The 26145-nt window shown below is 59.3% G+C and carries 20 protein-coding genes and 2 pseudogenes; 11 read left to right on the top strand and 11 right to left on the bottom strand.

The annotated features are described in order from the left end of the window. Positions 1 to 40: 40 nt before the first annotated feature. Positions 41 to 5964 (bottom strand): annotated as a pseudogene (locus J8G15_RS09425) (alpha-2-macroglobulin). A 360-nt stretch (positions 5965 to 6324) separates the two neighbouring features. On the opposite strand from J8G15_RS09425, the gene J8G15_RS09420 reads away from it, so the two are divergent. Beyond that, on the top strand, positions 6325 to 8853 hold the full coding sequence (locus J8G15_RS09420) for a chemotaxis protein CheW (RefSeq protein WP_240538503.1): 2529 nt from the start codon (positions 6325 to 6327) through the stop codon (positions 8851 to 8853). A gap of 10 nt (positions 8854 to 8863) precedes the next feature. Next, a complete protein-coding gene (locus J8G15_RS09415; RefSeq protein WP_240538502.1) occupies positions 8864 to 11083 on the top strand; it encodes a bifunctional diguanylate cyclase/phosphodiesterase in 2220 nt (739 codons plus the stop codon). A gap of 30 nt (positions 11084 to 11113) precedes the next feature. Here J8G15_RS09415 and J8G15_RS09410 read toward each other — a convergent pair whose 3' ends face one another. Beyond that, a complete protein-coding gene (locus J8G15_RS09410; RefSeq protein ID WP_210547213.1) occupies positions 11114 to 11674 on the bottom strand; it encodes a cytochrome b in 561 nt (186 codons plus the stop codon). 113 nt (positions 11675 to 11787) lie between these two features. Between J8G15_RS09410 and J8G15_RS22095 the strand changes: the two are divergent. Continuing rightward, a pseudogene (locus J8G15_RS22095) lies at positions 11788 to 12474 on the top strand (phosphatase PAP2 family protein); the annotation flags it as partial. Between the two features lie 231 nt (positions 12475 to 12705). Here the strand turns inward: J8G15_RS22095 and J8G15_RS09405 are convergent. Then, on the bottom strand, positions 12706 to 13008 hold the full coding sequence (locus tag J8G15_RS09405) for a RidA family protein (protein ID WP_240538552.1): 303 nt from the start codon (positions 13006 to 13008) through the stop codon (positions 12706 to 12708). A gap of 140 nt (positions 13009 to 13148) precedes the next feature. After that, positions 13149 to 14177, bottom strand: coding sequence for a type I glyceraldehyde-3-phosphate dehydrogenase (locus J8G15_RS09400; RefSeq protein ID WP_210547212.1), 1029 nt, complete (start codon positions 14175 to 14177; stop codon positions 13149 to 13151). Between the two features lie 485 nt (positions 14178 to 14662). On the opposite strand from J8G15_RS09400, the gene J8G15_RS09395 reads away from it, so the two are divergent. From J8G15_RS09395 to J8G15_RS09375, 5 genes are all read left to right on the top strand, one after another. Further along, on the top strand, positions 14663 to 15595 hold the full coding sequence (locus J8G15_RS09395) for a DUF3034 family protein (RefSeq protein WP_210547211.1): 933 nt from the start codon (positions 14663 to 14665) through the stop codon (positions 15593 to 15595). Positions 15596 to 15659: 64 nt separating this feature from the next. Beyond that, positions 15660 to 16124 carry a group 1 truncated hemoglobin gene (locus tag J8G15_RS09390; RefSeq protein ID WP_210547210.1) on the top strand — a complete coding sequence of 155 codons (465 nt, stop codon included), beginning with the start codon at positions 15660 to 15662 and terminating at the stop codon, positions 16122 to 16124. A 4-nt stretch (positions 16125 to 16128) separates the two neighbouring features. Then, complete coding sequence (locus J8G15_RS09385; protein ID WP_240538501.1) at positions 16129 to 16821, top strand: plastocyanin/azurin family copper-binding protein; 693 nt, start codon at positions 16129 to 16131, stop codon at positions 16819 to 16821. Between the two features lie 85 nt (positions 16822 to 16906). Continuing rightward, positions 16907 to 17980 (top strand): alpha/beta fold hydrolase, encoded by a 1074-nt coding sequence (locus J8G15_RS21920; RefSeq protein ID WP_304621860.1) that lies wholly within the window; start codon positions 16907 to 16909, stop codon positions 17978 to 17980. Positions 17981 to 18131: 151 nt separating this feature from the next. Beyond that, on the top strand, positions 18132 to 18713 hold the full coding sequence (locus J8G15_RS09375; protein WP_210547209.1) for an OsmC family protein: 582 nt from the start codon (positions 18132 to 18134) through the stop codon (positions 18711 to 18713). A gap of 151 nt (positions 18714 to 18864) precedes the next feature. On the opposite strand, the gene J8G15_RS09370 is transcribed toward J8G15_RS09375, so the two are convergent. The 6 genes from J8G15_RS09370 to J8G15_RS09345 form a co-directional block, all read right to left on the bottom strand. Continuing rightward, positions 18865 to 19410 carry a thioredoxin family protein gene (locus tag J8G15_RS09370; protein ID WP_210547208.1) on the bottom strand — a complete coding sequence of 182 codons (546 nt, stop codon included), beginning with the start codon at positions 19408 to 19410 and terminating at the stop codon, positions 18865 to 18867. A gap of 26 nt (positions 19411 to 19436) precedes the next feature. Then, the gene (yghU, locus tag J8G15_RS09365) at positions 19437 to 20312 is read right to left on the bottom strand and encodes a glutathione-dependent disulfide-bond oxidoreductase (protein ID WP_210547207.1); all 876 of its coding nucleotides are present in this window, start codon (positions 20310 to 20312) and stop codon (positions 19437 to 19439) included. A 126-nt stretch (positions 20313 to 20438) separates the two neighbouring features. After that, on the bottom strand, positions 20439 to 21092 hold the full coding sequence (locus J8G15_RS09360; protein WP_210547206.1) for a DsbA family oxidoreductase: 654 nt from the start codon (positions 21090 to 21092) through the stop codon (positions 20439 to 20441). Positions 21093 to 21199: 107 nt separating this feature from the next. Further along, a complete protein-coding gene (locus tag J8G15_RS09355) occupies positions 21200 to 21781 on the bottom strand; it encodes a TetR/AcrR family transcriptional regulator (RefSeq protein ID WP_210547205.1) in 582 nt (193 codons plus the stop codon). A 101-nt stretch (positions 21782 to 21882) separates the two neighbouring features. Then, positions 21883 to 22671 (bottom strand): anti-sigma factor domain-containing protein, encoded by a 789-nt coding sequence (locus J8G15_RS09350; RefSeq protein WP_210547204.1) that lies wholly within the window; start codon positions 22669 to 22671, stop codon positions 21883 to 21885. A gap of 9 nt (positions 22672 to 22680) precedes the next feature. Beyond that, the gene (locus J8G15_RS09345; protein WP_210547203.1) at positions 22681 to 23256 is read right to left on the bottom strand and encodes an RNA polymerase sigma factor; all 576 of its coding nucleotides are present in this window, start codon (positions 23254 to 23256) and stop codon (positions 22681 to 22683) included. Between the two features lie 350 nt (positions 23257 to 23606). On the opposite strand from J8G15_RS09345, the gene J8G15_RS09340 reads away from it, so the two are divergent. Genes J8G15_RS09340 through J8G15_RS09330 form a run of 3 tightly spaced genes read left to right on the top strand, consistent with a single transcriptional unit; the run spans position 23607 to position 25239 of the window. Then, positions 23607 to 24203: a ferritin-like domain-containing protein gene (locus tag J8G15_RS09340; protein WP_210547202.1), complete on the top strand. Its 597-nt coding sequence runs from the start codon at positions 23607 to 23609 to the stop codon at positions 24201 to 24203. A gap of 2 nt (positions 24204 to 24205) precedes the next feature. Next, a complete protein-coding gene (locus tag J8G15_RS09335; protein WP_240538500.1) occupies positions 24206 to 24655 on the top strand; it encodes a cytochrome c family protein in 450 nt (149 codons plus the stop codon). A 35-nt stretch (positions 24656 to 24690) separates the two neighbouring features. Beyond that, a complete protein-coding gene (locus J8G15_RS09330; RefSeq protein ID WP_210547201.1) occupies positions 24691 to 25239 on the top strand; it encodes a DUF3455 domain-containing protein in 549 nt (182 codons plus the stop codon). A gap of 104 nt (positions 25240 to 25343) precedes the next feature. On the opposite strand, the gene J8G15_RS09325 is transcribed toward J8G15_RS09330, so the two are convergent. Continuing rightward, positions 25344 to 25982, bottom strand: coding sequence for a DUF1345 domain-containing protein (locus J8G15_RS09325; protein ID WP_210547200.1), 639 nt, complete (start codon positions 25980 to 25982; stop codon positions 25344 to 25346). Positions 25983 to 26145 lie beyond the last annotated feature (163 nt).

Here is a 26145-nt window from a genome sequence, read left to right as displayed (position 1 = left end):
CGTCAGTCCAATGTGGGCCGGTGAGTCAGCACCAGCGCCATCACTTCGCCGCCTCCACCTTGATTTTGGCGTTGGGTGATTCGCCAAACATCTCGGGGGCGTACATGGCTTCCACGCGCGAAGGCGGCAGCGAGAACTCACCCACGTTGTTCAGGCGAATGGTGTATTCCATTTTGACCACGCCTTTGGGCAGGTACTCGTAGTAGCTGCGGAAGGACTCGAAGCTGCGTTCTTCAAACGCGGGCCAACCCGAGCCTTCTTTCTTTTCCCCTTGTGTGGCGATTTCACTGTCGCGGCCCAGGCCGCTGCCCAAAATGGTCGCGCCGCCCGGTACGGGGTCGGTGATCACGGCCCAGGTCATGTCGGCGCTGGCGTTCACCTCCAGCGTGATGCGCAGCACATCGCCCCGGGTGTAGCTGCCCGCAGGCAGGCGCTTGTTGGCTTGCTCCACCGAGGTGATGGTTTTCTTGATCTGGTAACCGGCGTTAAACGGTGCTTTGAGTTGCACCGCCGCCACCGACTGCAGCGTGAGCCAGGGCTTGCCAGCGCCCAGGTGGGTCACGTTCAGCGTGTCTTTGCCTGGGGTTTTTCCCCAGGGCAGGAACAGGCTGTTGTTGCGCAGGTTGCCGGGTGACGCGGGGGCTCCAAACACGCTGGTCTGGTGCGCTGCACCGGAGGCGTCGGTGGGCTTGATGCGCTCCACCTTGCTCCAGTCCACGCTGGCCGTTGCCGTGCTCAAAGTGTCTTTGGTGGTGCCGGCCACGGGCACGGCTTCAAACTTGGCGCTGAACTTCTCCAGTGCCAGGCCGCCCCACAGGTTGGCCGTGGTGGTGTGCCAGGCGCCGTTTTGCTGGCGCCCGATGAAGCCGTTGGCCAGGCGGCCCATGTCGTCTTTCCAGGCCGGGTCGTCCATCACCGCCAGCATGAGGCGGGCGGTGTTCACGTCGCCGTTTTGCATCAGCCACCACCAGTAGTCATCCTTCTCGGTGCTGAAGACCATTTGGGTACCCTGGTAGCTGATGCGGCTGCGCAGGATTTGGGTCGCTTCGGCCAAGCGCTTGTCGCGATCCGGCACGTCTTGAACGCGGTTCAAAATATTGAGCCAGTCAATCACAGCATGGGTCGGCCACTGGTTGGGGGCCAGGGTGAGGCTGGTTAGCATGCGGGCTTTGGCCTGGCCGTAGCGGGACAGCGCCTCAATGGCGGCCAGCTTGCGAATGTCCAAATCTTTGCGCGGGCTCCAGAAGTCGCGCTGAATGCGTCCTTCCACAAACGCAATCAAGCCGCGTTCCATGGGCGCACGCACTTCGTCGCTCAGCGCAAACGTCGGGTCCAGCGTGGCAGCTTCATGGGTGCTGGCCAGCAGGTAGGCGGTGAGTGTGTCGCTGCCCCAGTTGGACTCGCCATCGCGCGGGGGAAAGTAACTGGCCAAGCCGTCACTGTCCAGATAACCCGGAATTTGGCCGACCACGGTTTGCCATAGCTTGCCGTCACGCAGGCCCACGACCTTGCTGGTTTTTTGTTCCAGGCAGGCAAACGGGTAGTTGGCAAACCAGTCTTTCACGCCCGGCAGGCCCTCAGTCAGCTTGGGCTGCAAGGACATCTTGAGTCCACCGCGCCCCGGCAGGGCGTCGGCCGGGGGCGCAACGTCGAGGGCATAAGCGCCATCAATCTGCACCAGGGTGGCTTGCTGCACGGTGAGCGGCACGGCGGGGATGATGCGCTGACGAATCTTGAGTGCGTCGCGGGCGCCTTTGAGGGTGTCTTTGGCTTCAATTTCCCACAGAATGGATTCGAAGCGGGACAGCGCCAGTTGCGCCGAGGCGGTCACCGTCCAGGCCACCTCACAGGTGTCGCCGGCGGGAATTTCCACCGTTTGGGCGGGCAAGTCGAGCAAGGTAGCGCGCGGAGTCACCTCCACCTTCATCGCCTGCTTGGTGGTGTTGCGCAGCGTGACTTGGGCGCGGAACTGGTCGTCTTCGCGCACCAGGGGCGGCAAGCCGCTGATGATCTGCAAGTCTTGCGTGGCACGGATGCTGGTTTGCCCGGTGCCAAACAGCCCGGTGGAGGCGTCGGCCACGGCCACAATTTTGAAGGTGGTCAGCGCACCGTTCAGCGGCACGGTGACCACCGCTTGGCCGTTAGCGTCCATCACCACTTTTGGGTTCCACAGCAGCAAGGTGTCCAGTAACTCACGGGTGCCACTGCGCCCGCCACCGCCGCCTGCGGCCACGGCTTTGCGCCCGTAGTGGCGACGGCCAATGATTTCCATTTGCGCAGTCGACGTGCTCACACCCCAGGCGCGGCGCTGCAGCATGGCGTCCAGCAGATTCCAGCTGGTGTTGGGCATCAGCTCCAGCAGGGCCTGGTCCACGGCGGCCAAAGCCACCTCGGCACCGGCGGCAGGCTGTCCGTTGGGCAGCTTGACGGAAATGGTGACCTGGGCTTTGCCGCGCACGGGGTAGCTTTCTTTGTCGGCTTTCACGCTCACCGCCAGTTGGTGGGCCAGCGTGCCCACGCGGATTTCGGCCAAGCCCAGCCGGAAGGCGGGTTTGCTCAAGTCCACCAATGAGGTGGGGGCCACGTACTCTTTGCCTTCATACCAAAACGAAGTCCACCACTCGCGCGGGGCCTTTTAGCCCCAGGTGAAGAAGCTGTACCAAGGCACCTCACGCAGGCGGCCGCGCAGGGCCAGCACGCTCACATACACATTGGGTCCCCAGCCTTCTTCAATCTTGAGGTGAATGGTGGGGTCTTGGCCGTTGAGTTGCACCACCTCAGTGTGGACAATGCCTTCGCGTTCCACTGCCACCAAAGCGGTGGCAAAGCGGAAGGGCATGCGCACCTGAAACTTGGCGATTTCGCCGGTTTGGTAGGTCTTCTTCTCGGGCAACACATCCATGCGGTCGTGGTTCTCGCCGCCAAACCACAGCTCGCCTTGTTTTGTGACATAGACACTGGAGGCGGCCTGAATGCGGTGGCCCGCGCTGTCTTTGGCGGTGACGACCAATTCGACTTCGCCTGCCTCCGTCAAGCGGGTTTCGCACAGCAACAAGCCGCGTGAATCGCTCTTGCCGCTGCACACCGTGCCCAGGTCTTTGATTTCGGTCTTGTTGTCATAAGTGTAAAAACCGCCCACCATGCGCTTTCGGCTGGTGGTGACGATGCGTGCCACCGCCTTCACTTCAAGCGACACGCCGGCTTGGGCCTTGCCGTTCAAGTCCAGCGCCAGCGCCTGAAACTTGATCTTTTGCCCGCTGGACACCCAGCCTTCGGTCTTGATGCCAGTCACCATGCTGGCGGGCCAGAGTGTGTTCACGCTGCGCAGGGTTTGCACTTCACCATTGGGGTCGGCGTAAGTGGCCTCCAGCAGCAACTCTTGCGGTTGGCTGCGAGTGGGCACCTCAGACACAGTGAGTTTTCCGCCGCCATTTTTATCCAGAGTCAAGGGCAACTTGTCGGCAATCACGCGAGTGTCCACGCCGGTGTTGGCGTCTTCCTCGTCCTCGCTGCTGCGGTTCATGTCACCGCGCGGGGCAGAGAAACTGAAGGCTTCAAAGTCGAGGAAATTCAGCGTTTTGCCACGCACCAGGGCCGATACGCGCACCGGCAGGTTGGCCGCGCCACCGCCGGCCACGTAGTTGATTTGCACGTCCACCGGCACAGCGTCCGCCCGCACCAGGGGTTTCTTGTCGGCGGGGGTCACCCGGCCTTCGAGCACGGGCAGGCGGAACTCTTCCACCCGGAATTGGCCGGTGACAAAGCTGCGCTCCTGCTCGCCGCTGCGCAACTCCACCTGGTAGACGCCCAGCTTGGCGGCGGGGGGAATGGCAAAGGTGCTCTCGGCGCTTTGGCCGCCGGTGCCTGTTTTTCGCCAGGTCAGGGCCTGCGTGTACTGCTGGCCGCTGCCCACATGCGTGATGACCAGTGTGGGGGGCTGGGAGTCGGCCAAGCCAAACCCTTTGCCGGTCTGGCTGCGCAACAAGTGTTTCATGGAGACGGTTTCACCGGCGCGAAGCAGGGTGCGGTCAAACACGGTGTGGGCCAGTTCGTCGCGCTCGGCACTGCCGCTGGTGGGCACGTTGAAGCGCCAGGGCTCAATGCCCCGGTTCCAGTCGCTCCAGGTGAAGGCCATGTCTTCGGCGCCGGCGTTGTTGGCGCGGGCGCTCACGAAACAGGCTTGGCTGTAGAAGTTTTCAGAGCGGCACTGGGGCGCTTCAAGGCTGATGTCGCTGAACTGGGCCGAACCTTTTTCGTTGGTGGTGGCGCTGGCCACCGTCTTGCCGTGGCAGTCGGACACCTGCACTTTGGCGTTGGCCACGGGTTGGCCTTTGTCCAGTGTGGTGACCCAAGCCAGCGAGTTTTCCCGGCCCAGTTTGAAGTGAACGCCCAAGTTGGTTACCAAGGCTGAGGTGCGCGCATACATGGTGCGGGCCTTGCCCAGACGTTCATCCAGCAGCGAGTTCCCCAGACGTTGGGAGGACACTTCGATAACGTGAAAGCCTGGCGAAAGCGGAATGCCCACCACCTCAAACGGGCGCGGGTCGTTGGAAATAGGCTTGGGCAAGTCCAGCGTTTTCACCCCGGCCTGGCCTTGCAGCAAAGACAGCATGCGTGTTTGCACGTCGTTTTTGCTTTGCGCATCCAGCACGGGTGGCAGGGAGCCTTTCACCTGGGAAGCCGCCAAACGGCGGGACACGGTGAAGTCGTCAAAGCGGCGTATTTTGGCAAACCAGGCAATGATGTCTGCATCCGTCTTGGGCTGCAGGTCACTCACTTGACCGGGGCTGACGTCCAGCCCTTTGACCGACAGGGACGCTTCTACATTGCGCAGAGTGACGGGCAGCAGGGCAATGCCACTGGGTTCGGCAAAGCGTTCGACGATGCCAAACGGGGAGGCCGCGAACTTGACCAGTGGCGGCATGGCGCCGGTGCCCACGGACAGGGGAAAGCTGTCTGCGTTGCGCAACTGGCGGCCGGAGGTGTCTTTAAATCCGCTGGGCAGGCTCAGCGTCATGCGGGCTTGCTCGGGAAACAGCGGCTCAAAACTCAGGCCGGTGACTTCGGCGTCGTCACCGGAGTCGGCATCGCCCAAATTGGGCTTGAAGGTGGCTTGGTCAGACTTCAAGCGAATGGCCTCGGCCAGTTTGCGGGTCACCGGCGCATTGAACTGCAAGCGCATGGGACGCAAAGGCAGGCACGCGGACTGGGCGTTTTCGCGCTCGCAGCTGAAGCTGGCAGAAAACGGCTCGCGCACCTGAAAGTCAAAACGTTTCTCAACCGCATTGGCCACGCCGCTGGGCGTGGCCACACCTTTGTCAAACACCAGTTGCACTTTGGCGGATGGCGTGAGGCGTCGGTTACACGCCAGGGTAACGATGCTCAAAGGCGCGCGCTGGGCGGCGTCGCTCAATCCTTGAGCCTCCAACAGCGCATCGCGGTCGCTACCTTCAATCAGGCGCACGGGCACACGTTCACCCAGGCCTTCTGCGGCGCACCACACATGGGTTTTCACACTGGCCAAGGTGGCGTCGCCGTTGAGTCGCAGGGTGAAAAACTGTTCTTCATCAATGCGGTTGCCGCTGTAGGGCCAGGTGCTTTGCACAAACGGCCCGCCGGTGTTGAATTTGAAGCGGGTGGTGCCAGCCAGCGCCGCGCCTTTGGCGGACTTGAAGTCGGGCCGCGCCTGCACGGTGCAGCTCACTCCGGGCGGTAAATCACGCTTGAATTCGAACGCCCATTGCCGCTCGTTGATCCAGCGCCCCGAGCCCGCGCTGGCCTGCGCGTCTGAGCAACTCAGCGAGACAGGTGCTGGCGCCTTGGGGTCGCCAAATGGCACGACGCCTTCGTCGAATTTACCACCAACTGGCGAACACGCGCCACCTCGCCTTGGGGCGACAAGCTGCTAATTTGGAAGGCCCGGGCGGACAAAGCCGTGGCCAGCACGCTGAGGATCCGCCCTATTTTTTTAATGTTCACTGCAATCCCTGAAATGACTTTTGAGCGCGGTTATTGTGGCTGAGTCATATGACGGTCAATGTCAGCCAACCCAGGTCGGGCTCGCCGGTTAAGGCTACGGGTCATTCAGAGTCCATTGCCAGAATGGCATCGTGACTTGGATCTGGTGCGTTGATGCACGCAATTGGTGCTAATCAAGTGATAGACGCCGAGCGGGCATGGCGCGTGGCATCGGGGTGGTGGTACGAAAGTTGCTCAGTAATTGGCGAATCAGCTTGAGACGGGCGGCATTTGTCGACCTGCGCGGTATGCCTGGTGTTTCTCCGGTCTCCCTGGCTTCACGGTTGTTCTCAACTCGATCCTATGATGCAAACTGAAAATTTCCTGCCCCACATGCGCGATGTGATTCGCTGCGAAAAAGCCTTGCATGAGCTCAATCTGATGTGGCGAATGATCGAGTCATCGGCCAAGATGAATTGTCCGGAGGAGGCGATGGCCATTCTGCCCACCATGGCGGCCACCCGCGAGGGGTTCACTCGATTGGAGCAGGAGCTGGTGAACAGCTTGGTCAGCGAAAAAGTGGTCACCGTGCTGAACGAAATTGGCACCAAGGCGCAATATGTCATCAATATCGTGGTCCGCAATCTCTATGAGAGAACGGCCGACGTGGGCTATTTGGCCACTGACAACGAGCTGTGCGCCTTTGTGGCCGGTCAAACAGACGATGAGCGCGCTGCACGCTTTCGGCTTCGTTCTTACCGCAACAAGTACACGGTATACGACGAGATCATTTTGCTGGATATGGCTGGCAATGTTCTCGTTCAAATTGACGAGACGACCCCGCTGGAGGGAAGTACAGATCCGTTGATTGCCCAAACCCTGGCCAGTGACAGCTTTGTTGAGACCTTTCGGTTCAGCGACCTTCGGCCGGCCAAAAAACAAGCCATGATTCACTCGAAACGCATGCTGCATCCCACGACGGGCGCAGTCGTCGGCATCCTTTGTCTGTGTTTTAACTTTGAGCAGGAAATGGCGGGTATTTTCCAGTCTCACGGCGATGCGGCGGGTCGCTCCAATATGCTGCTTTTGGATGGAAAAAATCGTGTACTGGCGAGTGCCGATCCACTGTGGGTGCCCGTGGGCAGCTCCGTGCCGGTCAACCCGGCTGGAACGCCGCAATTGCAGATGTTCGCCGGTCGCGAGTACCTTGTTCGTACGTTTTTCGCCGAAGGTTACCAGGGGTACAAGGGGCCCCCCGGCTGGCAGGGTCAGGTGATGATTCCGCTTAATACGGCATTTACGGGGGGCGGCAGCAACACCCTGGACCGGCTGGATGCGGGTGCCAAAGAGGGGTTGCTGTCGCACGCACAGTCTTTTTCTGCGCCACTGTACGAAATCATGTCTGCCGCCGAGACGATTCGGTGTGTTGTTTGGAATGGGCAGGTGATGACAGCGGGGCGTCGTGGCGAGTTGCTGAAGTTGAAGACGATCCTGGACCAAATTAGCGAGACCGGGGCGCGTAGCAATGCCTTGTTTGCCAAATCCATAAACCATCTCTATGAGACGGTGTTGACGTCCAGCCTGAAGAACTCCGAGTTTGTGTCGCACCTGCTGGTCGACTTGCTTGATCGAAATCTATACGAGCGATCCGATGATTGTCGCTGGTGGGCGATGACGCCAGAATTTCGGGTCGCGCTCGCCAACCCGAACCGCGACGCAGCAACGGTTGCGCAACTCAACGATTTGCTGGCCTATATCAACAGTCTGTATACGGTGTACACGCGACTGTTTGTTTACGACAGCTCGGGGCGCATTGTGGCCTGCTCACATCCCGAAGCGGGTGACAGCACCATGCTGGGCACTCAAGTGGACTCGGCCACGCTTTACCGTGTGAAAGCGCTGCGCACAGAGCAGGACTACTGTGTCACGCCGTTTTCCCCTTCGGTTTTGTACGAGGGACGCCCCACTTATGTCTATCACGCAGCGGTTCGCGACCCCGCGAATCCGGCTCAGGTGGTTGGCGGTATTGGCATTATTTTTGACGCCGAGCCTGAATTTCGGGCCATGCTCCAGGGTGGGTTGGCCACTCAACCGAGCATGGGTGCCCTTTTTGTGGATCGCCAGGGCCGGGTGATCTCCAGCACGGATCCGACCCGTCCTGTTGGATCTGTGTTCCCCATCGACCGCACCTTGTCTGAATTGCCGGCAGGGAAAAGCGTGTCAAGAATCGTCATTCATGATGGACATTACGCGGTCATGGGGTGTACCGCCTCTTGTGGCTATCGGGAATTCAAGGTGTCGGACGGCTACCAAGAAGACGTGCTGGCCGTTGTTTTTGACACCTTGGGTGCGGTTAGGGACACGAACGGTGGCGGGGAAAAGGTAGAGGCAGTGCTTTGGCCGCAGCCGGTGGGACCCGCTGGACTGGAATACGCGACGTTTTTCATCGATGGCGCCTTGTTTGCGTTACCAGCCCAGCATGTGCAGGAAGCCGTGACGGCCAGCAAAATCAGGGCGGTGTCCGCTGGCGAGCGCGGGGGGCGAATCGGTTTACTGGGCCTGCAGCGCGAGGGGGCCGAAGCCGGCATTGTTTGGGTGTTCGACTTGCGATACCACTTGCGCGGCGTGCCCGCTCGCATAGGACGGGGAAGCCAGGTCATCATCGTTCGACATGAAGACAGGGAAATTGGTCTATTGGTGGATGAGCTTCACGGTGTTCCCGAGTTCGACCCACGGCAAGTTATGCCGATGCCCTATGGCCAGGACGGGGAGCGTGCCTTGGTCACACATTTCATCAAAGCGAACGACGGCCTGGTGTTGATTCAGGCGATTGATGTTCGCGCCCTTTTCTCGTCTCTTGTGACCCGTGACTTCGCGTTGGCCGTAGAGGCCTGATCCCATGATGATGACCCGTTCCCCCTTCAAAGAGCCTGCGCAGTCCGTCGCCAATCATCAGGTTCGCGCCCGTCGCGCCAGCTTGCTAAGTTCTGAGACGTTGGACCGCTCGCGCGTGTTGGATACTTTGGTAAATAACCTGGCTGGCATGGCCTACCGAATTAAAAATGACACGCAGCGCACCATGATTTTTGTGAGCCAAGGGTGTCTTGACCTCGTGGGTCACCCGCCAGCTGCGTTGATCAACAGCGCCGCCATTTCCTGGGACGACCTGACGCACCTGGAGGATCGAGTCCGGGTCAAAGTGACGATCAACGCCGCTGCGCACCGGGGTCAACGGTTTTCGGTGCAGTACCGCATCACCTTGCCCACTGGCGACAGCAAATGGGTGCTCGAGCGGGGGGTTTCCGTTCCGGATGAGAACGGTTTGATGGTGGTGGAAGGTTTTATTGAAGACGTCACAGCCCAGCACGAAATGTTGGAGGCGCAGCAACAGGCCGAACTTCGCTATCGGCATATCTTTGAGCATGCGTCTGAGGGGATTTTCCAGACCACCCGAGACGGACGGTATTTGGCCGCCAACCCGGCGCTGGCAAAGATATACGGCTACATGTCTCCCGAGGAGTTGATGGCGAACCTGTCAGATATCGACAATTGTTTGTATGTGTTGCCTGGGCAGCGTGACGCCTTTCACCGGCGCATGGAAGCTCAAGGTGAGGTACTCAATTTCGAGTCGGAAATCTACTGCCGTGATGGCACTTGCATCTGGATCTCCGAGAACGCGCACACGGTGCGGGATGCTCAGGGAGATTTCCTCTTCTACGAGGGTACGGTGCAGGATATTTCCGAGCGAAAGTTGCATCAAAAGCAACTTGAACACCAGGCCAATCATGATCGACTGACCGGCCTGCCGAACCGGATTTTGCTGGCAGACCGCATCGAGCAGGGCATTGCACATGCGGCGCGCCAAGGTAACCTGCTCGCACTGGTATTTATTGATCTGGATAACTTCAAATTCATCAACGACAGCTTGGGTCATGCGGTCGGTGACGAATTGTTGAAAGAAGTGGCGCTTCGCCTTGGCAGTTGCCTGAGAGCTTCTGACACCGTGGCCCGCCTGGGAGGTGACGAGTTTGTGTTGGTGATCAATGACCACACTCAGGTGAGTACCGTCATTTCTCAGTTGGAGCGGGTATTGCAGGTCGTGAGTGGTCCCATTGTGTTGTCTGGTCGAGAGTTTCATGTGGGCGCTAGCTTGGGCGTTGCTCTTTACCCGCAGGATGGCGAAGAGGCTCAAAACTTGTTGAAGCACGCGGATGTCGCCATGTATTGCGCCAAGGATCGGGGGCGCAACAACTTCCAGTTCTTCACGCCGGAGCTCAATCGCATGGCGGACGAGCGTCTGAATCTCGAAGCGGCGATGCGGGCTGCGCTGGAGCGTGATGAGTTTGAGGTGTTTTACCAGCCTAAGGTAGATCACCGGCGCCGTGTGGTTGGTGTTGAGGCACTTGCGCGCTGGTTTCACCCCACGTTGGGAACGATTGGGCCGGATCGCTTCATCCCTATTGCTGAAGAGACGGGGTTAATTGTTCCCCTGACGACGGCCATTTTGCGCAAGGCCTTTGCGGCGGCCTTCCGGTGGAACCATCAGCGGGAGGTTCCACTGCGCATGGCGGTCAATTTGTCACCCCGATTATTCTTGAATCACGACATCGTCACCCATGTGGCTGACCTGTTGCGGGAGGCCGGGCTGGCGCCTTCCACGGTAGAGCTGGAAATCACGGAAACCGTGTTCCTAGGGGACGGGGATCGAGCGGTGCATATTCTCAAGGCTTTCAAAGCCTTGGGGGTGTATTTGGCCATGGACGATTTTGGAACGGGCTACTCGTCGCTCAGCTACTTGCACCGTTTTCCACTGGACATCATCAAGATCGACCGTTCGCTGGTAACGGGGTTGGAGCATGACGATGACATGGCCATGATTGCGCGCGCGGTCATCTCGCTGGCGCAAAGTCTGCGGAAAACCGTGGTGGCAGAGGGGGTTGAAAATCAAGCCCAGTTTGACTTCTTGCGCTACCAGGGGTGTCACGAATTCCAGGGTTACTTGCTGTCGCGCCCCGTGCCAGAGAACGCCTTCACCGGCTTGATGGCCGGTGGTGGCGTCATTCATCCGGCAGTCAAAGAGTTGGCACACCCAGTTGCTTTCGTCGCAGCCTCCCATTCAGCTTGACGCCACGCGGGGGAGGTGCCGCAAGAGCCTTCAACGCTGGCGCAGGGGCAACCAACGCGGCAGCATGGTGAGCAGCACCCTGTCTTTCAAGATGACATGGTGAAAAATGGCAGCGGCGGCGTGCAAACCAGCCAGCCACAAAATGGCGTCGCCTAACCAGGTGTGAATTTCGGCAATGGTGGCGCCGAGGTCATGGGAGATGCCAATGGGCGGCGCAATCTCAATGCCTGCGAGCAGCGTCAGCGGGTGGCCCTCCAGCCAGGCCCCGGCGATGGCGGACATGGGAACGGCAAACAAAAGCACATAGAGGGACAACTGCACCAGCTTCGCAGTCAAGGCCATCCAGGCAGAGGATGCTCCCGCGGCTGGACGGGTGTCAAACCAGCGCCACATCAGCCGCAATGCCACCATGGCGAACACGCACAGTCCGAGGGTCTCATGAAGTTGGCGCTCAAAGTCCCGGCTGGGCAGGTACACCCGTAACTCCGAACCGCCGGGGCCGTAAATGAAGGCCGCCAGAACCAGGATTGCGGTGGTCCAGTGAAAGAGTTGGGCAAGGTGCCCGTAACGAGATGTAGTTGAGTTGGCCATGTCTGAACTCAAGAAAAGAAAAAGGTTGAGCGTAAGTATCGCGAGTCATGGTACGCCCATCTGACTGATCGACGTGTGTGTTGCGGGTCGCTTTAAGCAAACCTTTGGTAAAGATGGTGAGGAACGTACCACCTGAAAATTATCGAGCTTTTGATCGCTACCATTCGGCCATGTCACCCACACCGCCCATTGGAAATACTCGCGCTAGCCGCGCCAAATTGGCATCTCTTGCCGCTCGCTCTTCCCCCTCTTTGGTCACCGCAATGGGGACTTTTGTTGTGGTCGTTTTGTTACTTTTTGGATTCGCCAAGCTAGGCGCAGAGGTGCTGCGCCACCAGAATTTCGGCATCGATATGAGTGCGATCCAAATGGCGGGAATGCTTCGGTCATCGCATGTCTGGTTGACCGGCGTCATGCGCGACCTGAGTGGCATGGGCAGCACCGCCATGCTGACGCTGGTGACCACTGTGGCGGTGGTTTACCTCGCGCTTATCAAGGCCAGAGGGACGGCGGTCCTGGTCGCCAGCGCCGTGATCTCAGGCTCGCTTTTGGTCAATTTGTTCAAAACCACATTTGGTCGTTTGCGGCCCGAACTAGCCTTTGCCGCGTTTCAAGAGACCAGTCCGATTTTTCCCAGCGGACACGCCAGCATGTCAGCCGTCGTTTTTCTGATTCTGGGCACTTTGATGGCCAGTACGCGCCCCCAATGGTCGCAGCGGGTGTTCATCTTTGCCGTCTCAGCTCTGTTGACCGCGATGGTGGGTGTGAGCCGCATTGCATTGGGCGTGCACTGGGCCACTGACGTGTTCGGGGGGTGGGCGTTTGGTGTGGCCTGGTCCATGATCTGGCTTTCGTTGGCACAGAGTATTGGGCGCCGCTCGCGCCGTCAACTGCGGGGAAGTAGCTCCTGCCAAGACGCTTGTGGTGAGCGCAAGCGTCTTGCAGCCCGTTACCGTGTCACATTTTTCAAGCGACTGAAGTCAATTCAGACTGCTTCCGGTTTTTCGTTGCGTTGCTTTCGCAGTCTTCAGTTAGGCAGCGGCCTTCGCCGCAACGATGGTCACTTCAACCAACAAATGGGGACTGGCCAAGGTGGATTGAACCGTGCTGCGTGCAGGCGCACAGCCTTCGGGAACCCAGGCATCCCAGACGGCGTTCATACCCTGGAAATCGTCCATGCTTTTGACATGAATCAGAGCCGAGAGAATGCGGGATTTGTCGGAGCCCACCTCGGCGAGCAAGGTGTCTACCCGGCGCAACGCCTCTGCGGTTTGCGAGGCAATGGTGTCAAGGTCGGTTCCGCCGGACGTTTGTCCGCAGAAAAATAAGGTCACCAAAGCTGACAATTTTGCTCATGCGAGCGGAGGTGTGGTGTCGGTCAATGGTTGTCATGGAGTCCTTGGTGTTAGTCGTTGACGAAAAAACTTGATGCATTCGTTCGGGGTCGACTGTCCTGGCACCAAACCAAATGGTTTCAAGCCGTCTTCGTGGACAGCCACTGCCGCGCCACATCAATTAGGCGGTTGGAAAACCCCCATTCGTTGTCAAACCAGATCATCAGGTTGACCAAGTGGCCGCCGTCTGAGTAGGTTTGGCTGGCGTCGACGATGGCGGAGTGAACGTCGTGGTTGAAGTCAATCGAGGCGTGGACTTCTTCGGTGTAAGCCATCAGCCCGGCCAACGGCCCGGCGGCCGCGGCTTCGAGCAGGGCGTTGACATTGGCCGTGCTGGCGTTGCGCTGCAGGTTCACAACGAGGTCGATGGCCGACACGTTGAGTGTGGGCACACGAATCGCTTTGGCATGCACCCGCCCGCTCAATTGAGGCAGCAGGCGCTCAACCCCGTTGGCCAGGCCCGTGGACACGGGAATGATGGACTGGATGGCCGAGCGGGTGCGGCGCAGGTCGGTGTGGTGGTAGCCGTCGGCCAGGGGTTGGTCGTTCATGACCGAGTGCAGGGTGTTCAGAAAAACTTGCTCTATGCCGAACTGTTGGTCCAGCAGATGCAGCACCGGCACCACCGCGTTGCTGGTGCAAGACGCCCCGGAGACGAGTTGTTCAGCGCCCGTCAAGGCGTGTTGGTTGACCCCGTAAACAATGGTGGCGTCCACATCAGAGGCGGTACCACCGGGGTGAGACAGCAACAGCCGGGGCACGCCGGAGTTGATAAAGCGGTTGAGCTGGCTGCGCTCGCTGTACTGGCCGGAGCATTCCACCAGCAGGTCAATGCCCAGGGCGGCCCAGTCCACTTCTTCTGGCTTGCTGGCATGGCTGATGGAAATAGATTGGCCGCCAATGACCAAATTGTTGTCGCGTCGCTCCACATGGCCCGGAAAACGGCCGTGGGTGGAGTCAAAGCGGGTGAGGTAGACCATGGAATCCAGGTCGGCGGGCTCGTTGATGTGAACCACGGAGAGTTCGTCGCTGAGGCCGGACTCCCAAAGCGCACGCTGGAACGCGCGGCCGATGCGGCCGTAGCCGTTGATGGCGATTCGTCGAGTCATAGTGCACTCGCAGACAAAAAAGACGGGCAGGGCATGGGGTCGAATGTGAAGTACGTTGCCGCAACGAAGTCGGTGCTGGCAGCGCGTGAGGTGTGAAAAGCCGAAGGCAGTGGGGGACAGGCACTGGTGCGGGAGAAGAGTTCACATTCTAAGAACGAAATGAAACCCCTTGCATCGGCGCCTAAAAGGGGCGTCCCGCTGACCCGCCTCAGTCTGTCAATAGACATCAATTTTTTACGACAAATTCGCCTCTAGAGCTTGTCCATGCTGCGTAATATGCTATCAAATAAGGAGTTACCAAGGTGTGCCTGCCAGGCGTTGTGACAGCGGTTGGGCCGCGAGTTCTCTGTCAGGTCATCACGCTCGTCATTTATTTTCAGATAGTTGAATCCACCTCGCACCTCACTGCGTATCTGTCAAGAGGCGCAATTGCAACTGGCAATGCAGAGGCTTTCCGGATCAACTTCTACCCATGGAAATTTTGTATGAAAAAACTCACGACAGTCTTATTGATTAGCGCCGCCGGGCTGGCTGGCACGGTGGCTCAGGCCGATACCGGCAAACTATTGCTCACGGGCGGCGTCAGTTCGATTGACGGTGCCGCAGGCGGGGGTTTGACGCCTTGGGCCGTGATTGGTTCCAACGCCACGGCAGGAGAGGTGGGCGCCACAGCCTTTGTTACGCGCACCGTCACACAGGACTATGCGCTCACCGGATTCGGGGCAGCCGTGGGTTACAAGGATCGAGTTGAGGTGTCACTTGCCCGTCAAGACTTTGATGCCTCACCTGCCATCGCGCTCAACGGCATTGCCGCCTTTGGTGTGACGCCAAGCCAGCACGTGAAGATGGATATTCTGGGCGTAAAGGTCAAAGTGGCCGGGGATGCCGTACTGGACAGCGACTCGCTCATGCCGCAAATTGCCATTGGCCTGGAGTACAAAACCGTGTCGCCCGGCTCATTGGGCTCGGTGCTGAACTTTTTGGGCGCCAAGACCGAGGGCGCAGACTTTTATGTGAGCGCCACCAAGCTGTTCCTGGGCCAGAGCATTCTGGTTAACGCCACCTTGCGCAACACCAACGCCAACCAGAACGGCTTGCTGGGCTTTGGTTCCAAGTCGCCGGGCGAGAATGGGCGCTCCTGGCAGCCCGAGGTATCGGTGGCCTATTTGTTGAACAAGCATTGGGCCATCGGTGCGGAATACCGTGCCAAACCCAATAACCTGGAAGCGCTGGGCCGCGCATCCGGTCTGGGTGACGCGTTGGCAGAAGACGCGTGGAAAGACATTTTTGTGGCCTGGGCGCCCAACAAAAACACCTCGGTGACGCTGGCTTATGTGGACTTGGGCCGTGTGGTGCCCGGTATCACCGGCAACCGCAGTCAGACCGGTTTCTACCTGTCTGGTCAATTTGCGTTCTAAGCCACGGTTCGATCACCACCCCTCGCACCAAACCAGCTCCCCATTTAACTCAACGAGTATTCTCATGAAAAAAAATATTACGGCCCTTTTGTCCGCCCTGATCGTCACTGCATCAACCTTGTTCGTGGCCCCGGCCTTTGCCCAAAGTGCAGCCGCAACCGCCATGGCCAGCGACCAGCTCTACCAAACGTTTGGCGCCAAGCCGGGGCTGGTCAAGTTGATGGACGACTTCATGGTGCGCTTGCTGGCGGACCCGCGCACCGGTCCGCATTTCAAACCCGCCAATCAACAGCGGGTGAAAGATCAGTTGGTTGAGCAGTTTTGCATGGTCACGGGCGGCCCCTGCGTCTACAAAGGGGCTGACATGAAGAGCGCTCATGGCAACCTGGATATCACGAAGTCAGACTTCAACGCCTTGGTTGAGGTGCTGCAACTGTCGATGGACGCGCAAGGCATTGCCTTCAGCGAGCAAAACAAGCTGCTGGCCAAGTTGGCGCCCATGCACCGTGACGTGATCACAGTGGAGTAGATGAATGATCCAATCCACCTTCAAATCACGCCGCTGGCGCCAGGCGATGGGCTTGGGGCTGGCGCTGGCCGGCAGCGCGCTTCACGCCGCGACGCTCCAAGTCACGGTGCTGGACAGGGACGGCAAGCCCGCCTATGACACGGTCGTGATCGTGGTACCTGCTGCAGGCGGTGTGGCCAAAAACCCGCCACCGATGATGGCCACGGTGAATCAGGAAAAGATGCAGTTTGTACCCGCCGTCACCGTGGTCTCGCCGGGCGCCAAAGTGCGGTTCTCCAATAGCGACAGCTGGGACCACCATGTGCGACTCTCTGAGCCGGTGATGACCGCCGGTGTAGCGGCTGGCGGCGCGGCGGAGGCGTTTTCGCTGCGGCTGGCCGGCAAGACCGAAGGCAAGCCCGCCACTTGGGCTGAAGTCACGCTGGATAAGCCGGGTGAATACGGCGCCGCCTTGCTCAGCTGCCTGATTCACGGCTCCATGAGCGGGCACATTTACGTGGCCGACTCACCTTGGACCGTCAAAACTGATGCGGATGGCATCGCCACCTTCAATGACTTGCCGGACGGTGCCGCCACGGTCAAGGTTTGGCATGGGTCGCAGTTGCTGAGCAAGCCTTTGCTGCCGGTCACGCTCAGTGCCACCCCGGCTCGCGCTTCGGTGCAACTGGATGTGCTCATGCGACGCCGGCGAATATAAGCGCCTGGTCGGGCGGGGGCTGCGCCAAAGGGTGACAAGGCGCACAATGGTCTCAACCTGGGCGGCACTGCCTGCCCCTCGTCCAATGAATCAGAATATTCGTTTTTGCACCTCCCGCGACGGCACGCAGATTGCGTTCGCGACCGTGGGCACAGGCCCTCCGTTGGTCCGCGTCAACAACTGGTTCACGCATTTGGAACTCGACTGGGACAGCTCGGTTTGGCAACATTGGTCTCAGGCATTGGCCGAGAAGCGAATGCTGGTTCGCTATGACCCAAGAGGCTCGGGTCTCTCTGACCGCAATGCAAGTGATTTCTCACTTGACGCCATGGTGTCTGACCTTGAAGCCGTGGTTGACGCGCTCAACCTTCCACGATTCTCCCTGCTGGGGCTCTGCCAGGGTGGTCTGGTTGCTGTCGCGTATGCGGCGCGCCACCCTCACCGGGTCAGTCGGCTGGCGATTTATGACAGCTATCTGCATGGGGCGTTTGTGGGGGATGCGAATGATCATTTGGTACAGCAAGCCCGGACCTTTTCGACGCTGATCGAGATGGGGTGGGGCCGCAAAGTTGGAGCGTTTCGGGAGATGTTTGCCAGTCTGCTGATGCCGGATACCAGCGACCCTCGCCAGCTCAAGTCAATCGACGATATGCAGCGTTTGAGTGCTTCCCCCGAGGCGGCGTGCCAATTGTGGAACGCATTTCACGCCTTTGATGTTCGTTCTGAAGCACCCAGGGTTCAAACATCCGCGCTCGTCTTTCATGTCAGAGGGGATGCGATGGTTCCATTTGAAGCAGGTCGACAACTGGCGGCGGCAATACCCAACGCCAGCTTTCTGCCGTTGGAGGGCAAGAACCACATTCTTCGTGTCAATGAGCCGGCATGGCCCGTGTTCATTGCCGCACTCAATGAGTTTCTGGAGGGCGCTGAGCCCCACGATGCCGTGGCTTCGGTACCGCTCAGCGAATTGACGGCGCGTGAGAGACAGGTTCTTGACAGCATGGCACGTGGCCTGGCAAACCCCGAGATCGCCGTTTTGCTGGGCATTGTCGAAAAAACCCTGCGCAATCACGTGACCCGAGTGTTTGCCAAACTTGGCGTATCCCATCGCTCGCAGGCCATCGTGATCGCGCGAAAGGCCGGGCTCGGTCGGGATTGACGGAGCGCGCTCGCCACGGTGGGGCGCTGGTCCCGCAAACAGATGATTCATTCCAATAAAAATGACGACCTTTGGGGCTGTGGCCTCATGACTTCGGCTTGGCAATGTGCCAATCTGGGGCCATCGCAACCTACCCTTGATTGGAGTCATCATGACCACGAAAACAGCAAGTCTTGTTCAGCAGCGTCAAGCCCCACTTTGTGAGCAATATGCCAAGTCACCTTCCGACGCCAGGATATTCGACGGTGCACACACCCTCAACGCCTGCTCGGACGATCCGTTTCACGGTTGGGTGGTGCCCAACCATGGCTCGGGAGAGTCAATGCTATTCGGCATTCATTCTGCTGTTGGGGGCGACCATGACTTTCCCAACCCCGGCGATCTGCTTAGCGCCGGGCTGGCCGCTTGCCTGGATGCGACCCTACGCATGGTCGCCAGCCACATGGCCATTCCGCTGAAATCGGTCCAGGTCGCAGTGGCTGCCGAGTGCGACGTGCGGGGTTGCCTCATGGTTGATCCTGGCGTTGCCGTGGGGTTCCAACGCCTTCGTTGCAGTGTGAATCTGGTTCCTGAAGGCGACATCGATGCCAGGAAATTAAACAACCTTCTTGCAGCTGCAGAAAGCTGTTGCGTCGTGATGCAGACCTTGCGTGGCGGCGTCTCGGTGGTGACCGAGTTGGAAACCCTTGAAGCCGAGCAAGCTCACACTGGCGCCGCGGAGATCCAGGTTTAGGCGTGGGCCCACGCTCTCTTCGACCCCTGTGCCATTGAATGTGCAACGGTGGCGCTCCGCAGCCTGGGTCCCAATGTGTATAACAGGCGGCAGGCATCCAGGCGTGGGGCCTTCACGTCTATGACAATCCTTGGTCGCATGGGTGCCAAGGTCAGCGCCATTTGATGGAGCAACCCATGCTCGCTGTTTGGCGTTCCGGCCCTTTACCGGTGAGCGCAATCTGGCGCATGGCGTTGAGCAATTCGGGCTCGCGCTGGGAAGTACTTCCCATTCGAACGTCATCCAGTCGGCCGCGGTACTGCAACTCGCCGTCACTATTGAGCCCAAAGAACTCGGGCGTGCAGACTGCGCCAAAGGCTTTTCCAATCGCCTGATCTTCGTCCACCAGATAGGGAAACTCGAACCCGTGCTGAGCGACAAAGCGTTTCATGTTGGAAGGTGAGTCGGCGGGAACGCGGTGGTAATCGTTGGACATCACCGCTGCCACCCGAATGCCCTCGGCCATCAAGGTTTGGGTGTCCGAGGCCAATCGAGAAGCCACAGCCTGCACATACGGGCAATGGTTGCAGATGAACATGATCAGCAAGCCCTTTTCCCCCAAGTTCTCAGACAGGGTGAACGAACGGCCGTCCGGGTCTTTCAAAGTGAAGTCAGGGGCTTTCCAACCAAAGTCACAGATGGGGGTGTCCAGCAGCATGGATTTGTCCTTGGCGAATCAGTGTCTCAAACGGCGCTGTCCGTTGCCAGTTTGTCCTGGGTCTTCAGGTCGAAGTCCGACGCGTCATGGCGTTCGTGTAACTGTGCTTCAAGCGGTCCCCAAGTGCGGTTCACAATACGCCCGCGCTGTACGGCGGGGCGCTCAAGAATTTCTTCGGCCCAGCGGCGCAGATTCTTGTAGCTTTCGACCTGCAGAAACTCGCCCGCACCATAGGCCTCGCCCAACACCAGATTACCGTACCAGGGCCAGGTGGCGATGTCGGCAATGCTGTACTCGTCTCCGCCCAGATAGCGGTGCTCGGACAGTTCCCGGTCCAGCACGTCCATCTGGCGTTTCACCTCCATGGTGAATCGGTCGATCGGGTACTCGAATTTCTCTGGGGCGTAGGCGTAAAAATGCCCAAAGCCGCCGCCCAGATAAGGGGCCGAGCCCTGCAGCCAGAAGAGCCAGTTCACGACTTCGGTGCGGGCGGCAGGATCCTTGGGCAGGAAGCGCCCGAACTTTTCGGCCAAATACAGAAGAATGGCACCGCTCTCAAACACCCGGCTACCCGTATCGGCGTCCATAAGCGCGGGAATTTTGGAATTTGGGTTCACAGCGACGAAACCTGATGTGAATTGATCGCCCGTGTTGATGCGGATCAGGTGGGCGTCGTACTCCGCGCCGCTCACGCCCAGTGCCAGTAACTCTTCGAGCAAGATGGTGACCTTTTGGCCATTGGGGGTGCCCAGCGAATACAACTGCAAAGGGTGTTTGCCGCGCGGCAGGGTGGCTTCGTGCGTGGGACCGGCGATAGGGCGGTTGATCTTGGCCCATTCGCCACCGTTTTCGGCGTCCCAGGTCCAGACGGCAGGGGGAACGTATTTGGATGTGTCAGACATGGTTCTTATGGCTTTCTTTAATAGTTGGGGCAGGCCCGAGGACGGGCGCTACCGAATTTTGGATCTGGGTGGTGGGCGAAGCCGGTGGATCGACGTCACGGCTGCTCATGAATTTTGAGCGTTTTCTCAATCCTTGGCTTTCGCCAGTTGCCCCAGGATACGGGTGAAATTCTCCACACCTTGGGCGCCGCTGACCAAATGGCGGCCATTGAAAACGACTGCGGGCACACCCCGAATGCCTTGGTTGATCCAATGATTTTCAGCCTCGCGCACCTCAGCGGCATAACGCTGGCCGGTCAGAACCGCGAGCGCCTCCGTCCGGTCCAGCCCTATTTCGGCGGCAATGTCTGCCAACACGGTGTCGTCCGACAGGTTGCGGCGATGGGTGAAGTGCGCCACAAACAGCGCTTGTTTCAGGTCGTTCTTGCGCCCTTGTTGCTCAGCCCAGTGCAGCAACTGGTGCACGTTAAAAGTGTTGTGCATGCGCATGTCGTCTGCGAACTGGAAGTCAAAGCCCAGTTCGGCGCCGATTTGCGTCATCCGAACGCGGCTGTCGTTGGACTCCGCCTTGGTGGATCCGTACTTCTCAGCAATATGCTCTTGAAGGTTTTGGCCTTCGGGGGGCATGTCGGGGTTGAGTTCGAACGGGTGCCACCGAATCTCATGCGGCGTGCCTGTGGCCTCCAGGGCCTGGGTCAGTTGTTTATAGCCAATGATGCACCAGGGGCACACCACATCGGACACGATGTCGATTTGAAGTTTTTGGGGGGGAGTCGTCATGGTATTTCTCAGAAGAATTTGTCTAAAACAAGTGGTCTAAATATAGTGACATTCAGACCAGTACGTCATGCGGCGTCAAATGACCGCAACCAAAGGATGGGAATGGCTTAGTGCAACAAGCGCTGGGCTTGTTGGGCGATGGTCTTGAGTGAGGCTTCGTCGAAGATGCCGCGCCCCAGCACCCGAATGGCGACGACCATGGCCATCAGCCCTTTGGCCGTAGCCTCAGGGTCAAGCGTGGCAGGAATTTGTTGGCGGGCTTGGCCTACTTCGATGCTCCGTCGAAAGAAGGCCTGAAACTCGCGCATACCGGTGCGCACCAAATTGTTCACCTCTTCGCCATGGGTGGCCAGGTCGGACGAGGTGTTAATTAAAAAACAGCCTTTTTTCTCGGGGTCGGCCACGGTGTCATTGACGAGGCCGTCAAACAAAACCGCGATGGCTCGCACCGGGTCATCAATGGCTTCGAGTTCAGCCAAGAGCGCGCGCCGGTTGTCTTTGTCGTACTTTTTCAGCGCTTTGACGAACAGTTGCTCCTTGCCGCCAAACGCGTTGTAAAGGCTGCCACGGGTGATGCCGGTGCTGGCAATGAGGTCGGCCATGGAAGCGGGCTCAAAGCCCTTCTCCCAAAACACATTCATGGCTTTGCCAACAATTTCGTCTTCATCAAATGACTTTTCCCAGGGCATGGAGCACCCTCCTTGAACAACTTAAACGGCACTCATCCTAACGCGTTTAAATTGACTGGTTTATACAATGGGTTAAACCAAGCTTCAAGGGTGGGCGCCAGTTACAACATTTTCTGGATCAAAGCGCCCGAGAACAACACGGGGCCGGTGGGGCCGCCCAAACTGGGCACGCCGCCTTTGGGCTCCAGGCTGATGGCCAGTGCAGGCACTTCGCGCACGTCAGCCTCGCCGGCGGTCAGGCGCAAGAGCTTGTCCCGCCCGAGGACGCCCAACGACTTGGGTCCGCCACTGGGCGGCAGGGCCCATAGCTGCAGGGAGCGGTCGTCGGCTTCCTTGAAGTTGCCCACCCGCTGCAGGGTGAGCTTGTTGTTCTTGGGGTCGAACGTGACCAGCATGGAGGCTGCTGACTTGTCGTCAGCCAACACGGCCACGTAATCAATTTGCGGAGTGGCCAGCAGTTGCGCTTGCAGTTGCTGAATTTCGCCGCCCATTTGATCGCGCAGGTTGAGTCCGGTGACGACGACAAAGGCAGTCGCCAAGGCGCCCGCCGCCGCCGCGCCGCGCCACAGCAGCAGGCTGCGAAGCCAGCCCGTGAGGCCGGGTTGGGTGTCTTGGCGAGCCGAATCACGCGCGGCTTGCATGGTCTTGGCTTGTTGCTCGCCCTGCACCAGATTGTCAATGCGGGTCCACACCGCTGCGTCAGGCACGCTATGCGGCTGCAGCTCGTTCATGCTGGCCAAACGGGTTTGCCAGATCAATGCCGCCGCGCGAATGGGGGCTTGTTCGCGAGCCAGGGTTTCAAACCGCCGGCGAGCGCCACCTCGCAACGTGCCCAGGGCGTAGCTGCTGGCCAGGTGGTCCAGCAGTTCAGTGTTTTTGGTTAAATTCATGGCGGGCCTTTACGCAAAACGGGCCATGCAGACACGCAGCTGCTCCAGCCCGCGCCGAATCCAGGTCTTGACCGTGCCCAGAGGCAGCTTGAGCTGCTGGGCGAGTTCGCTGTGGCTGAGGTCGCGCACATAGGCCAGGCTGACGACCTCACGCTGGCGGTTTTCCAGCTTGACGAGGCACTGGTGCAGAGCCCAGGCTTGTTCGCTGGCTTGGGCCGTGTCCATGGGAGTGGGCGCGTCCAGGGCCAGGGTGTCGGCCATGACCTCGTCAATTTCTTGCGTGAGGTGGCTGCGCTGGGAGGCGCGCCGGCGCAAAAAGTCCAGCCCCCGGCTGCGCACGATCAAGCCCATCCAGGCCATGGGCGGGCTGAGGGAGGCGCGGTAATCGCTGGCGCTGCGCCAGATGCTCAGGAAGGACTCCTGCAGTACGTCTTCCGCCCATTCGCGGTTGCTGACCACGCGCACCGCCAAACCAAACAATTTTGAAGAGCACAGGTCATACAAAGCTTTGAGGGCGGCCGCGTCTTGCACGGCAATGCGATCGAGCAGCTGGATCATTTCGGCGTCATTGGATTCGAGGGTCATGGTTGGATTGTCTTTGATTCGCGGCCGTGCCAGGGTACGGGGTTATCCAGCGGAACCCCGAGAGGCGCCAACGATGAATCGCATAGTCGCTGCGTTTTTGATAGCTGCTTCCGCAGCATTGATAAGCGCTGGAGGCAAAAGACATACATAAAAATCTCGAGAGATGTGGTGTGTGAAATAACCTTCTCAATACGTGCCAGTTGGTGGTCTGGATGTGATTGAGTAATACCCAATAAATTTGGAAGGTCAAGTTGAATCCAATCGTGGGGTGGCCTGCGTATTCAGATCGTCGGACGAATTATTCAGCCCGATTCCGGCGTCAAGCCGCTTAACCATCAAAGGAAAATGTCATGACCCCCATCGTTCAAACGCTCCCATCCGCCCCATTGGCTTCGTCACGCCGGGCTTTCATGGGCCGCACCGGCACCTTGTCGGCCGTGGCCGTTGCCCTGCTTGCCGGGCAAGATGCCATGGCCCAAGGCATGGCCGGCGACATGTCGCAAGACGTCAAAATCTTGAATGTGGCGCTGGGGCTGGAGCACGAAGCCATTAATGCCTACCAACTGGGTGCCGGAAGCGGCCTGCTGCAAAAACCGGTGCTGGACATTGCCGTTCAGTTTCAAGGCCACCACAAAAGTCACCGCGACGCGCTGATGGCGACCATCCAGAAAATGGGTGGCAAACCCGTGATGGAAATGAAACTGGAAGAGTACGCCAAGGCCTTGAAGGCTGACACCCTGCGCAACCAGGCTGATGTGTTGGATTTGGCCGCCCGCCTCGAGCTGGGTGCCATCAACGCGTACCTGGGCGTGATTCCTGCATTTGGCAGCAAAGACCTGGCCAAGATTGCGGGGCGCCTGGCCGCTGACGAGACCATGCACTTCACCATCCTGACCAATGCCTTGGGTCGCCCACTGCCAACGGGCGCTTTGAGCTTCGGCGCCTGATCATGACGGCGCGTGGAAACGCCGTCGTGCGCCATGCCACCTCGGCGGTGGCCGTTGCCACATTTGCCTTGGGGCTGGCATTGAGCGGTATGGTGAGAGCCCATGCGCAGACGGGGTCTGTGCCCCAGGGGAAGCAGTTGTTTGAGTCTCGTTGCATTGGTTGCCACAGTCTGGACGCCAACCGCGTGGGCCCCGCGTTGGGCACTGTGGTTGGCCGAATCGCAGGCAAGGCCAACGGGTTTGAGTATTCGGCCGCGTTGGGTTTGGCCACCCATGTCTGGGATGCACCGCGACTCAAAGCCTGGCTGACGAACCCTGAGGCGCTCGTTCCCGGTCAGGCCATGGGCTACCGGGTGGACTCCGCCTTTGATCGTGACGACCTCGTGGCCTATCTGGCCTCACTCCACCCAATAACCGCCCAAAACGCAAGCAAAGCCTTGTCCCGTCATTAAGTTCGTCAAAGTTAACCATTCATCAGGAGAATCCCATGAAAGTTCGTACCCCACTGTCACTGCTGGCCGTTGCTGTTTTGAGCGCTTGCGCGGCGTCTGGTCCTGGCAAGATGGCCCCGTATTCCCAAGCGGCCTTGCCTGCCGCCATGCAGGTGCCCGCCGGTCACCGCGTGGGCCTTGAGACCAGCGCCGCCGGTGACATCACCTACCAATGTCGCGCCAAAAAAGACATGGCCGGCCAGTTTGAGTGGGTATTTGCCGGACCCGACGCGGGCCTGAAAGACCGCAGCGGCAAACGCGTGGGCAAGTACTACGGTCCGCCCGCCACTTGGGAAAGCAATGACGGCTCCAAAATCACCGGCACCCAGCTTGCTGTGGCGTCCAATGGCACAGACAACATCCCCATGCAGTTGGTCAAGGCCAACCCCGCCATGGGCCAGGGCATGATGCAAGGTGTGAGCTACATCCAGCGGGTCAACACGCAGGGCGGCATTGCCCCCAAGGCAGCCTGCTTCAGTGAGAACGTGGGTCAAAGCCTGATCGTGAGCTACACCGCCGACTACATTTTCTGGCGCGCCAATTGAGTCGTTTTTGGGGACGGGCTGGCGTTGCGGCGCCAGCCTCTCCGGTGCACGAGTTCCAGGAAGGGATTTGAGGGCCTTGAGTCGGGCTCAGTATTCGCGGCGCTTTACAGCAAGCCCGAGGCGATGTTGATGGCCAGGGCGAAGAGGGTGATGTTGAAAAAGAAGGCCAGCACGCAGTGGAGCAGGCTGGTGCGCCGCATTCTTCGGTTGCTGATGGTCACGTCTGCTGTCTGACCTGAGGTGCCAATGACGCACGAGAAATACAGAAAATCGCCATAGTCCGGCGGCTCGCCACCCGGAAAGTCCAGTCCACCTTTGCCGCCGGTGGCCTGCATGGCGAAGAAGTCATGCGCGTAGTGCAGGGCGAACATCACTTGGGTGAAGGCCCAGGACGACAGAATGGTCAGCAGGGTGAGGGCAATGTGGGCATAGCGCAGCATGCCGCCCAGTTCTTTCACCACCGCCAATTCGGCCAAGATGGCACCCAGGCACATCACGGCAGACATCACCACAAACAACAGAACCAAGGCGCTGCCTTCGTCTTGCAGAAGCGCGCGGGTTTTCATGCGCTGGTTCGACGACCAGAACATCATGTGCATGGCCAACGCCAGGTACAGCCAGGCCCCAACATTCCAGCCCACGATGGCCTTGGTGATGGGCAACATGCCCAGGGAGTCCGGCAGCAGCAGTGCAGTGGCAACGCCCACGGCCAGCCCGCTGAACAACCGAGGTCGGGCGTACACAAAGCGCACCGTGGCGTAGGGCGATGTGCCGGAAGGTGTTGAGGGGGCTTCATTCGGTTGGATCAGGTCAGGTTGAGGCTCAGGCGACAGTAGCGCACGCCATCGTATCGCTCCCAGTCTTCGGGTTGGTCGCGACCTCGTTGATCTTTACATCGCTGACATA

This window comes from Rhodoferax sp. PAMC 29310 (genome assembly GCF_017948265.1).
Lineage (GTDB): Bacteria > Pseudomonadota > Gammaproteobacteria > Burkholderiales > Burkholderiaceae_C > Rhodoferax.
Note: the sequence above shows the minus strand (reverse complement) of the source record. Positions and strands in the feature narration are given on the sequence as shown.